The following is a 13875-nucleotide window of genomic DNA, read 5'->3' as shown; positions in this document are numbered from 1 at the left end:
GGTTTCGTCATCCTCGCCAGCACTGCGCGCAGGTGCAACGGGTGATGGATCTTGAAATCGGAGCTTGTTGCTGGACCGCATCGGGATAAGCGGCCTTGTTTGGCAAAGGTTGGTATTCACTCTGACTGACCGCATCCCCAACCGGCCCGACTCCGACTCCGACTCCGATCCCGACGCCGTGGCAGAGGCGCTGTTGGCGCTTCCGCTGGGCACGTTCAGGGGACAGGCCCTAGGCAAGACCTGGCTGGTGACGCGCAGTTTGTTTGCCGGGGGCGCATCGGAGAAGCTGGTCGCCCACGCGCTGGATGGGACGGATTATATCAGCATGAACCTGTATCGTCTTGAATCGGGATCCCGCCTCAAACCCTGCGAAATGCCCGCCGCCAGGGTGGCGCGGTTCGTTCTGGACCTGGTGCCCGAGACCTGACGGCACAAAGTGGCAAGCAATTCCAACGCACCGGCAAAGCAGCGGGTATTGGGAGGGTTTCCGTCCCTGCCGTCCGTGAAGACCGCGTGGCGGGCAACACACCGTCAGTAGCTGCGTTCGGCGTAAATTCGCGTCAGATCCCCACCCCAGCGACCGTTGTAATCGTCCAGAAGCTCGTCGGCGGGAGTTTTCCCCGACTCGATCGATTCCTTCAGCGCGTTCAGGAAATGCGTCTCGTCCGGAACCAACCCGCCCGCACCGGGCATCGCGCGGGCGGCAAGACCGGCGTGGCTGATGTCGACCAGCTCGCGCGCCAGGTCGTGCATCCTGATGCCGTTCACTTCGGCCTGAAGCCCGTCTTCGCTGGCCGCGACCCGCAGCGCCAGCCGCGTTTCGTGATCCCAGCCCTTTGCCAGGTCCCATGCCGCGTCCAGCGACGACTGATCATAGAGCAACCCGACCCAGAACGCGGGCAGGGCGCAGAGCCGCCGCCACGTGCCGCCGTCGGCACCGCGCATCTCCATGTATTTCTTGATGCGGGCTTCGGGGAACAGCGTCGTCAGGTGATCGGCCCAGTCCGACAGCGTCGGCTTTTCGCCTGGCAGCGCGGGCAATTCACCCTTGAGGAAATCGCGGAACGACATGCCCAATGCGTCGACATACTTGCCGTCGCGGTAGACGAAGTACATCGGCGTATCGAGGGCATATTGCACCCACCGCTCGAACCCGAAGCCGTCCTCGAAGACAAAGGCAGGGATGCCGGTGCGGTCGGCATCCAGATCGCGCCAGACCCGGCTGCGCCATGACTTGTGGCCGTTGGGCCTGCCCTCGAAAAACGGCGAATTGGCAAACAGCGCCGTTGCCACCGATTGCAAGGCCATGGCGACGCGCAGTTTCTGCACCATGTCCGCCTCGGACGCGAAGTCGAGGTTGACCTGCACTGTCGTCGTGCGCCGCATCATCACCCGGCCCATCGTGCCGACCTTGCCCATATAGGCGTCCATCAACTTGTAACGCCCCTTGGGCATCAAAGGCATGTCCTCGTGCCGCCAGATCGGTGCGGCACCCAGCCCGATGAACTTGACGCCGATCTCGTCGGCGACGGACCTCACTTCGGCAAGATGGACGTTCACTTCGTCGCAGGTCTGGTGGATGCTCTCCAGCGGTGCGCCCGAAAGCTCCAGCTGGCCGCCCGGTTCAAGGCTGACGTTGGCCCCGTCCTTTTCCAGCCCGATCAGGTGACCGCCCTCCTCGACCGGGGTCCAGCCGAAGCGGTCGCGCAGTCCTGACAGGACGGCATGAATCGACCGCTCGCCTTCGTAGGGCAGGGGCTTCAGGGTGTCTTCACAATAACCGAATTTTTCATGCTCGGTGCCGATGCGCCACTGGTCTTTGGGCTTGCACCCCGAAGCCAGGTATTCGGCAAGCTGGGAATGGTCGGTAATCTGGCCGCCGCCGGACTGGGGAATGGACATGCGCGGCCTCCTGCCGTTTCGGTTCGGGGATGAGGGTCGGACGGGGTCAAGTCAAGGCGCGGTGACCCGTCCGCCGCCAGACTGTGATCGTCGCAGGCGCAGGCGACTGCACGGCCCGCACCATGGCACCCGTGTCCAGCCCCGGCAGAGGGGCCAGGGCATCCAGCAGCTTGTCGGACCCGGCAGCTCCTTCGGGGATCATCAGCGGCTGGCCAGTGAACTGCGCGAGGCGCCAGAACGCCTCGCCCCCGCGGGTGCGGAGGAAGGCCACTTCGGTCAACTCGTCCAGCTCGACGCTGCCACCGAGGATCGGCCCCAGATAGGTGATGCGTCCCTCGTCCACCTCGACCACGCCGGGCGACTGGGTTGCGGTACGGAATCTTGCGGCCCGGATGCCCGACACAAGAAGGAACGCGCCGACCGTCATGGCGACCGCCCCGAAAAAGGCGATCAGACCGCCGGATGCGATCCAGAGCCCGAGGCCCAGAATAACCGCGCCCCCGCCGATCAGCGCCTCGCGCCAGCGGATCATCAGAGCGGCGGCCTCGGGGCGGATCATGGCACAACCTTTCCGTCGAACAGCACGAGGGCGAAATCGCCGATCCGCTCGAACCCCAGCGGGCGATAGCAGGCGACCGCCGCATTCGTGGCTGCGAACAGGGTGGCACGGGTCACGCCCGCATCCCGTGCTTCGGCCAGATGCAGCGCGACGGCGTGGCGCGCCAGCCCGCGGTTGCGCGCAGAAGGCGGGGTATAAACGCCGCCGACCTGCACAATGTCGGGCAGCACCGCGGTGAAGCCGGTCATGGCGGCGGGGATGCCGTCGATCATCAGGAAGCGGTGCGTGTCTTCGGCGATCCAGCGCTGAACCTGCGCTTCAGCGTCTTCGACCGACGAAGCGCCCAGATGCAGTTCCGCGTCATAGGCTTGCCGCCACGCAACGGCCGTAGCGACGTCCACGGTCAGCGGAGACAGCATGCCGGGGCGGACGGGCACGGACAGGGTATTCAGATGGGCGAGGAACTGCGGCTCGTCCTCCGACAGGACCGCCGGGGCGCCCGACAGACCTACCGCCGCGATCAGGTCGCGGACCGGCGATGCGGCCCCGGCGAAACCCGTCAGAGTCTGCCCGCAAAGGTGTTCCGCCGCGCGCGCCGGATCGAAGGCACCGGACCAGACCGGCAGAACCATGCCGCCGTCCGTCAGGCCAAGGATTGCCGTCGGGGATGTCGCGCCGTCCAGCCAGAAGGACATCGCGTGTGGATGCCCGCCCTCCATCCCGTACCGAACCAGATTGCCGAGCGGGAACATCGCCAGTTCCGGACTTATGCCCAACATCGCTTCGATCGCCGGGCGATGCGACTCAGACGCGAGCATCACGTCCAGTCCCCCTGCGTGGTCTGCCACACCGTCAGCGCTGCCACTGCCGCCGTATCCGCCCGCAGGATGCGCGGACCCAGACCCACGGCCATGGCCTGCGGATGCGCGCGCAGACGGTCGCGTTCTGCGGGAGCGAAGCCGCCTTCCGGGCCGATCAGGATCGCGGCGGGGGCGGGGGGCCATGGGTTCGATTCTCCCTCTCCAGACCAATCGGGATCGTCAGACAGCGCCTCGTCGCAGAAAATCAGCGCGCGGTCGTCGGGCCAGTGGTCCAGCAGCTTCGCCAGCGTTACGATTTCGTCGACCGGGGGCACAAAGGTGCCGCCGCATTGCTCGGCGGCTTCGACAGCATGAGCCTGCAGCCGGTCGCGGCGAATGCGTTCGGAATTGGTGTAGCGCGTCGTGACCGGGCAGATGCGTGCCGCGCCCAGCTCCGTCGCCTTTTCCACGATGAAGTCCGTTCGCGCTTTCTTGATCGGCGCGAAGCACAGCCAGATGTCGGGCGGATCGCGTTGCGGCGCGACCCGGTCGCCCAGCGTCAGGGTGCCGCCGCGCTTGGACGCCGCGTCGATGGTTGCCCGCCACGCACCGGACGCGCCGTCGAATACGGTGATCGTGTCGCCCGGCGAAAGCCGCATGACGCCAGACAGGTAATGCGCCTGATCCTTCGACAGCACCGCCTGTTGTCCCCCGTACAGGGGTCCGGTTATGTGCAGCCTGACTTTGCTGTCCATGAGAGAGGGGTCCTTCCGATGACCGATGCGTCCGATCAAGGACAGGTGGCCGACGCCGTCAAGGGCAACTGGGTCGATCGGTTGGCCCCGAAGGCGACGCGACCCTATCTGCGACTGTCGCGCGCCGACCGGCCGATCGGGACATGGCTGTTGCTGTTGCCGTGCTGGTGGGGGCTGGCCCTTGCGGTGGCGGCAACCGGATTTCGACCTTTTGACATCTGGATCGCGGTAGGCTGCGCCATCGGAGCGGTCCTGATGCGCGGCGCGGGCTGCACCTGGAACGATGTGACCGACCGTGACATCGACACCGCGGTCGCGCGTACCCGGTCACGACCCATTCCGTCCGGGCAGGTGACGGTACGCGGCGCGCTGATCTGGTTGACGGTGCAGGTCGTGGCATCCGCCGCGATCCTGCTGACGTTCAACGGCACGGCCATTGTCCTGGGGCTGCTGTCCCTGATCCCGGTCACGATCTATCCGTTCGCCAAGCGGTTCACCTGGTGGCCGCAGGTGTTCCTGGGCCTGGCGTTCAACTGGGGCGCGCTGCTGGCATGGGCGGCGCACACCGGGGGGTTGGGGTGGCCGCCGATTCTGCTTTATCTTGGCGGCATTGCATGGACGCTCTTCTACGATACGATCTATGCTTATCAGGACGTTGAGGATGACGCCCTGATCGGCGTCAAATCCACGGCCCGGCGCTTTGGCGATACACCTGGTCCGTGGATGCGAGGCTTCGCGGCGTCGACGGTGATCCTGCTGTCGGCGGCAATCGTCACGGCGCTTCCACCGGTTTCGGCAATGGCTGCGTTGTTGGGCGTCTGGGCGATGGGGTGGCATCTGGCCTGGCAGATGATGCGGCTGGATGTCACCGATGCCGCGCTTTGCCTGAGATTGTTTCGGGCCAATCGCACGACCGGGCTGATCCCCTTGCCGTTTTTTGCCATGGCGGCCCTGGTGTGATTGCCCCTGCCCGAGAGGGCCGTTAGTCAGGCGCAGGGAATTCGGGATAAACATGTCAGCCAAGCGCACAATCGCAACCACTATCGCATTCGGTCTTGCGGCAGCCAGTGCAGTCGCCGGAGCATGGTTCGGGGCCAGTTACATTGAAACGTCGTCGCGCGCCGTGGTGGCCGGGGCACTGGACGCCGCCGGGCTGGACTGGGCCGAAGTCGATACGGACGGGTTGCAGCTGATCCTGTCTGGCACTGCCCCTGACGAACCGTCGCGCTTTCGCGCCATCACCCGCGCGGGTGCCATTGTCGATCCGGGCCGCATCATCGACGCGATGGAAGTGGAGGCCAGTCGCCCGGTGACCGCACCCCGTTTTTCGCTGGAAATCCTGCGCAACGATGCCGATGTCTCGGTCATCGGGCTGGTCCCGGCGAATGGCGGCCCTGAATTGTTGTCCTCTCTGCTGGCGCGCGCCGGAAGGGCGATGCCGCTGGAGGTCACCAACATGGTCGAGACGGCGGATTATGCCGTTCCGCCCGGATGGGAGGAGTCGCTTCGCTTCGCGATGTCCGCGTTGGATCAGTTGCCCCGCGCCAAGGTCTCGGTCGATGCGGGACGTGTCGTCGTCACGGCCGTTGCCGACAGCGACGAGGAGCGGATCACGCTGGAGCGCGCGATTACCCGCGATAAGCCAGCCGATATCGATCTGTCGCTGAACATCGGGGCACCGCGTCCGGTGATCACACCTTTCACGCTGCGCTTTGTCATGCCGCCAGACGGTGCCCCCCGATTTGAAGCTTGTGCCGTCGATTCCGAACAGGCCCGGACCCGCGTTCTGGATGCGGCCGTTGCGGCGGGTTTTGCGGGCGAGGCGGATTGCGTGATCGCACTTGGCGTCCCATCGGCCGGCTGGTCGGTCGCCGCCGCCGAGGGGATCGCTGCCCTGAACAATCTGGGCGGAGGTGCGCTGACACTGTCGGATGCCGACGTATCGCTGATCGCCAGCGAAGGCACGGATCAACCGGCTTTCGACACCGTCGTGGCCGAACTCTCTGCCGCCTTGCCCGATCTCTTCGTCCTGTCCGCCGTCCTGCCCGAGGCAACACAGGTCGATGGTACGGGCGAAGCCGAAACCGGCACCCCCGAATTCGTCGCCACCCTCGCGCCGGAAGGTCAGGTGCAGTTGCGCGGACGGCTGTACGACGAGGCGCAGCAGGCCGCCGTCGTCAGCTATGGTCGCGCTTTGTTCGGCTCGTCGAATACCTATATCGCGACCCGTCAGGACACGAGTCTGCCGCGCGGCTGGCCCGCCCGCGTACTGGCCGGGATGGATGCCCTGTCGCGACTGGAAAACGGGTCGGTGATCGTGCAGCCGGACCTGGTGGTTCTGCGGGGCGTCACCGGCAATACGCGGGCCGAGGCGGAAATTTCCGGTCTGTTGTCCGACAAGCTGGGGGCCGAGGCGAATTTCCGCGTCGAGGTCCGGTATGACGCGGAACTCGACCCGCTGCTGAACATACCCTCGCCTGCAGAATGCGCCGATCGCCTGAACACGATACTGGTTGAACACAAGCTGTCGTTCGCCCCTGGCGAGGCGATTATCGAAGAAGCAGGCGACGAACAGCTCGGCAGCCTGAAGGATGCGCTGGACGAATGTCCCAACACGGTGTTCGAAATCGGCGGACATACCGATAGCCAGGGGCGAGAGGATACCAACCTCGCCCTGTCCATCGCGCGGGCCGATGCAGTGCGCAATGCGCTGATCGGGCTGGGTGTGGCCCCCAGCCAACTGATCGCGAACGGCTATGGCGAATCGCAGCCCATCGCCGATAACGACACCGAGGAGGGACGCGAGGCCAACCGCCGCATTACCTTCACCCTGTTCGATCGCCGGACCGGCACGGCTGAGGTAGGGGATGCCCCGTCCGCAGCAGATGGTGCCGCCCCTGACGCTGCCGTCCCTGACGCTGCTGATCAGGAAGCGCCTCCGCACGACGGCGCGGCCGCCGACCATCCGCCCGACACCACGCCCACGGGAGGGGCCACCGAATGAACCGCACCGAATTCGTCATCGCGATCGCGGTGATCCTGTTTGTCGCCTTCGTGCTGGGATGGTTCGCATCCTGGTTGGTCTATCGGTTCAGCCGCGTGACCGTGTCCGACGTCGCCGAGTTGGAAGACATGGCCAAGTCTCTGCACGACGCTGAGGAACAACGCGACGAGGCGATCACCTATCTGCAATACCGGGAGCAGGAGCTGATGACCAAGCTGAGCGCATCGGAAGCCGAGGCAAGAGCCGCCATGGATGGGTTGCGCGAAGCGCGACAGGAAGGCTCCGAGCTGCGCGCCTATATCGAGTCGCTGAACGCCTGATCCATCTGACGGGTGCGCCGGTCCTTCGCGGTTATCTTGATTGGTCCCCCAATGAAAAAGCCGCCCCGAGAGGCGGCTGATCACGGTCGAGAACCGATAGCGGTCAACGCTTCTTTTTCTTCTTGCCGTCTTCGTCATCATCCTCGTCGTCCTCACCCTCAGGCAGGTTGAAGAAGCTTTCGGCATCGCGCACGTCGCGGCGGTCGGGTTTATCCTCGTCGTCCTGCCCGGACAGGCTGAATGTTTCGAGGCCGGACATGTTGGACGGCATCTTCGGCTCGTCCGTATCCATGCCAAGGCTCTGCTCGGTCGAGACCAGCTTGCGCCGCTCATCGTCGCTCATCACTTCACCTGACGCTGTCAGTTTGGCGGCGGCTTTCTGGACTGCGGCATCCAGTTCGGTCTGTTTGCACAGGCCGAGGGCAACGGGGTCGATCGGCTGGATGTTCTGGATGTTCCAGTGCGTCCGCTCGCGGATCGCCTGAATGGTCGGCTTGGTGGTGCCGATCAGCTTGCTGACCTGCGCGTCCGACAACTCGGGGTGAAACTTCACCAGCCACAGGATCGACGCGGGCCGGTCCTGACGTTTGGACAGGGGAGTGTAGCGCGGACCCCGGCGCTTTTCTTCGCCCTGTGCGGCGGCATTGAACTTCAACTGGATCTTGTGGACCGGATCTTTCTCGGCCTTTTCGATCTCTTCGGCAGTCAACTGGTTGTTGGCGATCGGGTCGAAACCCTTGACGCCAACGGCAACGTCGCCGTCGGCAATGCCCTGGACTTCCAACTCGTGCAGGTCGCAGAAATCGCCGATCTGCTTGAAGCTCAGGGTGGTATTGTCGACCAGCCAGACGGCCGTGGCTTTCGCCATGATGGGTTTGTTCATCGGATCGCTTCCTTCAGACATGACTTTAGCGTCGCCCGGATCAGGGGCTGCGACCGGGGCCGCTTGTTCTCGCTTTCGGGGAACTTGGGACGCTATATAGGCCGGGTCGCGCCAATGGGAAAGACCCAAGATGAAACGTCTGCTTGCCGTCCTTTTGATCCTCACTGCCCCAATGGCCGTACCGGCTTGGGCAGAGGGCGATGCACAGGGCGATTTCGACTATTATGTCCTGGCGCTGTCGTGGACGCCGACCTGGTGCGCGCTGGACGGGGACGCTCGCAGATCGCCGCAATGCGATCCTGGACGCGGGTTCGGGTTCACGCTTCATGGTCTGTGGCCGCAATATGAGAGTGGTTGGCCCAGCTTCTGCCGCACCGCGGCCCGGCCAGCGACGCGCGGTGAAACCGAGGCGATGGAGGATATCATGGGCAGTTCCGGGCTGGCATTTTATCAGTGGCGCAAGCACGGTACCTGTTCCGGACTGACTGCGCCGGCTTATCTGGCTGCGGCGCGGGATGCTTACAGCGTAGTCAACAAGCCAGCTGCGATCCGCGATCTGGGCCGCGAAGTGACCCTGCCTGCCCGTGTGATCGAAGAGGCTTTTCTGGAGGCCAATCCAGACCTGTCCGCCGATGGAGTGACGATCACCTGTCGCGCCGGGCGGATTCAGGAAGTGCGCGTCTGTCTGACCAAGGATCTGGACCCGCGACGCTGTGGTGCGGATGTCATCCGCGATTGTACGCTGGGCAATGCCCTGTTGTCGCCGATGCGCTGATATCCGAAGGCGGCTAGTACCCTTCGGCCATCCGGGTCGCCCAATCCGACGCGGGCGCGGGTCGTCCCAGATGATAGCCCTGACCGTAATAGATACCCAGATCGCCGACGGTCCGGGCCTGCGCTTCGGTTTCGATCCCTTCTGCGATGACGTCGATATCCAGTCCGCCCGCCAGCGCAACGAGGCTGGCGAGGATTGCTTCCTCCCGGCCATCCCCGCCGATGCCATCGACGAAGGCCCGGTCGACTTTCAGAATATCGACCGGAAATCGCCGCAGTCGTTCGAGGTTGGACAAGCCGGTGCCAAAGTCATCCAGCGCAATGCGAACTCCCCTCGCCCTGAGGCGGTCGATCAGATCGGCGGCGCGCTGCGGGTTCACGATCACGGCGGTCTCGACGATTTCCAGCACGAGGTTCTCGGCAGGAATACGTTCCAGAACCGTCGAAAGCCAACGGCAGCCGGGGCTGTTGACCCCGTCCAGAACCGCGCCGGTAATGTTGAACGTCGTATAGATCGGGGCGGCACCCGTGGCGAATGGCATCGCTGCCTCGACAGCAAGATCAGGGAACAACTCGGCGCCGACTTCCGGAATACGGTTGAGAGTATCCATGAAACCGTTCGGACCCAGCACCGCACCATCGGGACGGTTCCAGCGCAGCAGGGCCTCGACCCCTGCGGGCATCATGGACCGCAGATCGAAGATCGGCTGAACATGATATTCCAGCGCGCGCGTCGTGATCGCTTCCTCGATCTGCTCGCGGGACGGTACCAACGACGGCATCGGCAGGTTCGGCGTCGTTTCCGTTTTGTTGCCGCCGATACGTTTGGCGTTTGCCAGCGCGACATCGGCCCGCAGGATCGCGCGGGCCCTGCTTTCGTTCGATGACGTCGCAACCAGTCCGGCGGACAAGGTGCGTGCAACGCGACCGCTCGGGCCATCGACCAGCGCCTGACACGCCAGCAGTCGCATCTGTTCCGCCATCTTGGCCGCGCACTCCAGCGACATTTTGGGCAACCAGACCAGGAAACGGCCACTCTCCAGACGCTCGAAACCGGCTCCGCAGGGAAGCGCTCGGCGCAGGATATTGTCCACCTCATTCAAAAGCCGGTCACCGGTATCGAAATCTGCCGTGACATTCACGCCTTTCAGATCGTCGATATCCATAAGGGCAAGCGTCGCCGCTTGCGAAACCTGCGCCGGGCTTGATGACATGCGGCGCGAAGGAGCGTCGAACGCGGGTTCTACAATGTTGTCAGCCAGACGTGGACGCAGGGCCCAGCCCGAGATGCTGAATATTCTTTGGGTCAGCAAATTCCAGAATGAAGCGCCGTTCATAATTATATCAACCAAACTCCAGGATTGTTCAGTCCCCACACTTATTCATATTTGCAAATTTGCAGATCAGCTTTGCAATTTTTAACACGAAGCCCGAAAGCTGGATACCCGTCTTAATATGGCTTGCGTGAAGACAGGGCCGCGCGAAGCGTACCGTCGTCCAAGTAGTCAAGTTCACCGCCGACGGGCATCCCCTGTGCCAGGCCGCTGAGACCCACGCCTGTCGGGGCAAGTTCCTGCGCGACATAATGCGCCGTGGTCTGGCCGTCCACTGTCGCATTCAGCGCCAGGATGACCTCGCGGACATTCTCGGCGGCGATGCGGTCACGCAGCTTCGGGATGTGCAGATCGTCCGGTCCGATGTCATCAAGCGGCGACAGTGTACCGCCCAAAACGTGATAGCGGCCCTGAAACACCTGTGCCCGTTCCATCGCCCAGAGATCGGCAACATCCTCGACCACACAGATCTGACCGTTGGCGCGCTTTTCGCTGAGGCAGATCGGACAGATGTCGCCAGTCGACAGGTTGGCGCAATTCAGACAGGTGCGGATCGTCCGGCCCACTTCGTCCATCAACTGCGCCAGCGGCAGAAGACGGCTATCGCGCTTCTTGATCAGATGCAGAACCGCGCGCCGGGCCGATCGGGGACCTAGGCCCGGAAGGCGGGCCATCAGGTCGATCAATGCTTCGATATCGCGGGTGCCATCCACGTCAGAACGGCAGCTTCATGCCCGGGGGCAGGCCCAGGCCCTCGGCCATCTTGCCCATCTCCTGCTGCGACCGTTCGCTGGCGCGGGCCTGTGCATCCTTGATCGCCGCCAGAATCAGATCTTCGGCCATTTCCTTTTCCGATGGCACGAAGATCGACGGGTCGATATCCAGACCGACCAGCTCACCCTTGGCCGTGGCAGTTGCCTTGACCAGTCCGGCACCGGATTCACCGGTGACCGTGATGGCCGACAATGCGTCCTGCATTTCGCCCATCTTGGTCTGCATTTCCTGCGCTTTCTTCATCATCCCGGCCATGTCGCCGAGGCCGCCCATTCCCTTGAACATACCGTTTCTCCGTAAAGTCGCGTTCTCCTTCAGGTAGCGATCTGCCGGGGGTCCCGCAACCGTCGCGAATGCAAAAGGGCCGCCCGAAAGGGGCGGCCCATCTTCAGGGTCTTCTGCGGGTTGACCGGCGTCAGTCGGCGGCGTTCGCACCGATGAACCAGGTGTCCTTTTCGACCAGACGGCTGACTTCGGTGAACAGGTCGGCACTGTCCTCATCACCGGCTTCACCCGCCGAGTCGATGGCTTTGCGCAGGGATTCACCATAGGCCTTGAATCGTTCGACCAAGGCGGAGACGTGATCCTCGATTGCCGTCAACTCCACCGGATAGGCTTCCAGATCGGTTTGCTTTGCAACCACTTGCGAGGTGCCGCGGGCCAAACCGCCCATCATCGCAACACGTTCCGCCATCATGTCGGTGCCCTCGCCCAGCCGGGCCGAAACCTCGTCCAGCAGTTCGTGCACACCGATGTATCCCCGACCACGCAGGTTCCAATGCGCCTGCTTGACGGCAAGCCGCAGGTCGATGCCGTCCGCCAGACGCGCGTTCAGCAATTCGCACATCTGTTCCTGGGTCTGTTGGTCAATGCCTGTGACAAAGCTCTCTGGCATGTCGTCCTCCGGTGTTTGGATCGCTCGTGGGATCAACGGAGAAAGGAGGGATTCGGTTGCACGCCACATGCCAAAAACATGTCGCAAACCGAGGTCGGACCTGCGGGTGATCCAGGTCTGATCCATGTCGGACGTTCAATCCTCGTCGAACGGATCCCATTCGTCCTCGACTTCGGCGAGGGCATCCTGCGCGGCGTCCCGCGCCATCGCATCGCGCGTGCGGATCTCGACCAGTTCCGCACCCGGAAACGCCTGAAGAATGGCCTGCGTCATCGGGTGCGCCATCGCCGTTGCTTCGGCCTGGCGCAAATCGCTGTCCCGAACTTCGGAGATGGTAGGCGCTCCGCCCTCTGAGACCAGAGACACGACCCAGCGATTTCCGGTCCAGCCCTGCAGCCGACCGGCGATCCGGGCGGCAAGGTCGGATGCGGCACCCGGTGCGGGCTCGAACTCGATCCGACCGGGTGTGTAGCGGGTGAGACGAACGTAGTTTTCAATCTCGACCAGAAGCTTGACGTCGCGGTTGGCGCGGATCAGTTCGACCACCTGCGGAAATGTCCGAAACCGGGCGAGGGCCTGTTCGGCGTCGGGCGCGATGGCATGGGCCTGTGCCGCACCGCCACGGGCAACCGGGCCGCTGCCGCCCGCCGGGGCAGGGCGCGGCGCGGGGGCATCGCTCCGGGGCATCGGAGTGTCGCGCAGCTTGCGAACCAGATCGTCCGGGCTGGGCAGGTCGGCGACATGGGTCAGGCGGATCACGGCCATCTCGGCGGCCATCATCGCGTTGGGGGCATTTCCGACCTCTTCCAGTGCCTTGAGCAGCATCTGCCACATCCGGGTCAGCGACCGCATCTGGAGACCCTGAGCAAAGGCTTGTCCGCGCGCGCGCTCGTCGGGACTGACCGTCGGATCTTCGGCGGCATCGGGGGTGATCTGGATGACGCTGATCCAATGGGTCAGTTCGGCCAGGTCGCGCAGCACGGCCATCGGATCGGCCCCGTCGGAATACTGTGCACCGAGTTCCATCAGCGCCGCCGCCGCCTCGCCCTTCATGATCAGGTCGAACAGGTCCATGACGCGGCCCCGGTCGGCCAGCCCCAGCATCGCGCGGACCTGATCGGCCGTGGATTCGCCCGCGCCATGACTGATCGCCTGATCCAGCAGGGACATCGCATCGCGGACCGATCCTTCGGCGGCCCGCGCGATCAGGGCCAGCGCATCGTCGGCAATCCGGGCATCTTCCTTGCCCGCAACGGTTTGCAGGTGGGCGATCATGACTTCGGGTTCGATCCGGCGCAGGTCGAAGCGCTGGCAACGCGACAGGACGGTGACCGGCACCTTGCGGATTTCGGTGGTGGCGAAGATGAATTTCACATGCGCGGGCGGTTCTTCCAACGTCTTGAGCAACGCGTTGAATGCGCTGTTCGACAACATGTGAACTTCGTCGATGATATAAATCTTATAGCGGGCGGAGGCCGCGCGGTAATGCACCGAGTCGATGATTTCGCGCATGTCGCCGACGCCGGTGTTGGACGCGGCGTCCATTTCCAGCACATCGACGTGGCGGCCTTCAGAGATGGCGACGCAGGGCTCGCACACGCCGCAGGGGTCAGTCGTCGGTCCGCCGGTTCCGTCCGGCCCGATGCAGTTCAGCCCCTTGGCGACGATGCGTGCGGTGGTGGTCTTTCCGGTGCCGCGAATGCCGGTCAGGATAAAGGCCTGCGCGATACGGTCGGCGGCAAAGGCATTGCGCAGGGTGCGGACCATCGGGTCCTGTCCGATCAGGTCGGCGAACGTCGCCGGACGGTATTTGCGCGCCAGCACCTGATATTCTGTGTCGCTCATGCGGGCCTCCGAGGTCGGCGCAATCTAGGG

The 13875-nt window shown here is 64.0% G+C and carries 15 protein-coding genes; 5 read left to right on the top strand and 10 right to left on the bottom strand.

Going from position 1 to position 13875, the window contains the following annotated elements; all coding sequences use genetic code 11:
• Positions 1-67: 67 nt before the first annotated feature.
• Positions 68-427 (top strand): hypothetical protein, encoded by a 360-nt coding sequence (locus BMY38_RS00360; RefSeq protein WP_342707720.1) that lies wholly within the window; start codon positions 68-70, stop codon positions 425-427.
• 104 nt (positions 428-531) lie between these two features.
• On the opposite strand, the gene BMY38_RS00355 is transcribed toward BMY38_RS00360, so the two are convergent.
• The 4 genes from BMY38_RS00355 to BMY38_RS00340 are packed head-to-tail and all read right to left on the bottom strand — an operon-like array spanning position 532 to position 4016.
• Entirely contained in the window at positions 532-1902 is a 1371-nt protein-coding gene (locus BMY38_RS00355; protein ID WP_092758710.1) for a glutamate--cysteine ligase, read from the bottom strand.
• Between the two features lie 46 nt (positions 1903-1948).
• Positions 1949-2461: a hypothetical protein gene (locus tag BMY38_RS00350; protein WP_092758708.1), complete on the bottom strand. Its 513-nt coding sequence runs from the start codon at positions 2459-2461 to the stop codon at positions 1949-1951.
• Positions 2458-3279 (bottom strand): GNAT family N-acetyltransferase, encoded by an 822-nt coding sequence (locus BMY38_RS00345; protein ID WP_092758706.1) that lies wholly within the window; start codon positions 3277-3279, stop codon positions 2458-2460. Before BMY38_RS00345 ends, BMY38_RS00350 begins: the two co-directional genes overlap by 4 nt.
• Complete coding sequence (locus tag BMY38_RS00340) at positions 3279-4016, bottom strand: 16S rRNA (uracil(1498)-N(3))-methyltransferase (protein WP_092758704.1); 738 nt, start codon at positions 4014-4016, stop codon at positions 3279-3281. Before BMY38_RS00340 ends, BMY38_RS00345 begins: the two co-directional genes overlap by 1 nt.
• A gap of 18 nt (positions 4017-4034) precedes the next feature.
• Between BMY38_RS00340 and ubiA the strand changes: the two genes are divergently transcribed.
• Genes ubiA through BMY38_RS00325 form a run of 3 tightly spaced genes read left to right on the top strand, consistent with a single transcriptional unit; the run spans position 4035 to position 7340 of the window.
• Positions 4035-4976, top strand: coding sequence for a 4-hydroxybenzoate octaprenyltransferase (ubiA, locus tag BMY38_RS00335; protein ID WP_092758702.1), 942 nt, complete (start codon positions 4035-4037; stop codon positions 4974-4976).
• 52 nt (positions 4977-5028) lie between these two features.
• Entirely contained in the window at positions 5029-7020 is a 1992-nt protein-coding gene (locus BMY38_RS00330) for an OmpA family protein (RefSeq protein WP_092758700.1), read from the top strand.
• Positions 7017-7340: a hypothetical protein gene (locus BMY38_RS00325; RefSeq protein ID WP_092758698.1), complete on the top strand. Its 324-nt coding sequence runs from the start codon at positions 7017-7019 to the stop codon at positions 7338-7340. Before BMY38_RS00330 ends, BMY38_RS00325 begins: the two co-directional genes overlap by 4 nt.
• Positions 7341-7443: 103 nt before the next feature.
• Here BMY38_RS00325 and BMY38_RS00320 read toward each other — a convergent pair whose 3' ends face one another.
• The gene (locus BMY38_RS00320) at positions 7444-8223 is read right to left on the bottom strand and encodes a DUF1013 domain-containing protein (protein ID WP_092758696.1); all 780 of its coding nucleotides are present in this window, start codon (positions 8221-8223) and stop codon (positions 7444-7446) included.
• Between the two features lie 130 nt (positions 8224-8353).
• Here BMY38_RS00320 and BMY38_RS00315 point away from each other — a divergent pair, with 130 nt between their 5' ends.
• On the top strand, positions 8354-8998 hold the full coding sequence (locus BMY38_RS00315; protein WP_092758694.1) for a ribonuclease T2 family protein: 645 nt from the start codon (positions 8354-8356) through the stop codon (positions 8996-8998).
• Between the two features lie 13 nt (positions 8999-9011).
• Here BMY38_RS00315 and BMY38_RS00310 read toward each other — a convergent pair whose 3' ends face one another.
• The 5 genes from BMY38_RS00310 to BMY38_RS00290 form a co-directional block, all read right to left on the bottom strand.
• The gene (locus tag BMY38_RS00310; protein WP_092758692.1) at positions 9012-10334 is read right to left on the bottom strand and encodes an EAL domain-containing protein; all 1323 of its coding nucleotides are present in this window, start codon (positions 10332-10334) and stop codon (positions 9012-9014) included.
• Positions 10335-10447: 113 nt separating this feature from the next.
• Entirely contained in the window at positions 10448-11044 is a 597-nt protein-coding gene (gene recR / locus BMY38_RS00305) for a recombination mediator RecR (RefSeq protein ID WP_092758690.1), read from the bottom strand.
• 1 nt (position 11045) lies between these two features.
• Complete coding sequence (locus BMY38_RS00300; RefSeq protein ID WP_092758688.1) at positions 11046-11390, bottom strand: YbaB/EbfC family nucleoid-associated protein; 345 nt, start codon at positions 11388-11390, stop codon at positions 11046-11048.
• A 130-nt stretch (positions 11391-11520) separates the two neighbouring features.
• On the bottom strand, positions 11521-12000 hold the full coding sequence (gene dps, locus BMY38_RS00295; RefSeq protein WP_092761019.1) for a DNA starvation/stationary phase protection protein Dps: 480 nt from the start codon (positions 11998-12000) through the stop codon (positions 11521-11523).
• Positions 12001-12135: 135 nt separating this feature from the next.
• The gene (locus BMY38_RS00290; protein WP_342707745.1) at positions 12136-13869 is read right to left on the bottom strand and encodes a DNA polymerase III subunit gamma/tau; all 1734 of its coding nucleotides are present in this window, start codon (positions 13867-13869) and stop codon (positions 12136-12138) included.
• Positions 13870-13875: the final 6 nt, after the last annotated feature.

This window comes from Jannaschia helgolandensis, assembly GCF_900109285.1.
Lineage (GTDB): Bacteria > Pseudomonadota > Alphaproteobacteria > Rhodobacterales > Rhodobacteraceae > Jannaschia > Jannaschia helgolandensis.
This window is presented reverse-complemented; position numbering and strand designations above follow the sequence as displayed.

Excerpts from the sequence above, each read along its gene's own strand:
- BMY38_RS00355 (WP_092758710.1), bottom strand. The coding sequence starts at position 1,902 with ATGTCCATTCCCCAGTCCGGCGGCGGCCAGATTACCGACCATTCCCAG.
- BMY38_RS00350 (WP_092758708.1), bottom strand. The coding sequence starts at position 2,461 with ATGATCCGCCCCGAGGCCGCCGCTCTGATGATCCGCTGGCGCGAGGCG.
- BMY38_RS00345 (WP_092758706.1), bottom strand. The coding sequence starts at position 3,279 with ATGCTCGCGTCTGAGTCGCATCGCCCGGCGATCGAAGCGATGTTGGGC.
- BMY38_RS00340 (WP_092758704.1), bottom strand. The coding sequence starts at position 4,016 with ATGGACAGCAAAGTCAGGCTGCACATAACCGGACCCCTGTACGGGGGA.
- ubiA (WP_092758702.1), top strand. The coding sequence starts at position 4,035 with ATGACCGATGCGTCCGATCAAGGACAGGTGGCCGACGCCGTCAAGGGC.
- BMY38_RS00330 (WP_092758700.1), top strand. The coding sequence starts at position 5,029 with ATGTCAGCCAAGCGCACAATCGCAACCACTATCGCATTCGGTCTTGCG.
- BMY38_RS00325 (WP_092758698.1), top strand. The coding sequence starts at position 7,017 with ATGAACCGCACCGAATTCGTCATCGCGATCGCGGTGATCCTGTTTGTC.
- BMY38_RS00320 (WP_092758696.1), bottom strand. The coding sequence starts at position 8,223 with ATGAACAAACCCATCATGGCGAAAGCCACGGCCGTCTGGCTGGTCGAC.
- BMY38_RS00315 (WP_092758694.1), top strand. The coding sequence starts at position 8,354 with ATGAAACGTCTGCTTGCCGTCCTTTTGATCCTCACTGCCCCAATGGCC.
- BMY38_RS00310 (WP_092758692.1), bottom strand. The coding sequence starts at position 10,334 with ATGAACGGCGCTTCATTCTGGAATTTGCTGACCCAAAGAATATTCAGC.
- BMY38_RS00300 (WP_092758688.1), bottom strand. The coding sequence starts at position 11,390 with ATGTTCAAGGGAATGGGCGGCCTCGGCGACATGGCCGGGATGATGAAG.
- dps (WP_092761019.1), bottom strand. The coding sequence starts at position 12,000 with ATGCCAGAGAGCTTTGTCACAGGCATTGACCAACAGACCCAGGAACAG.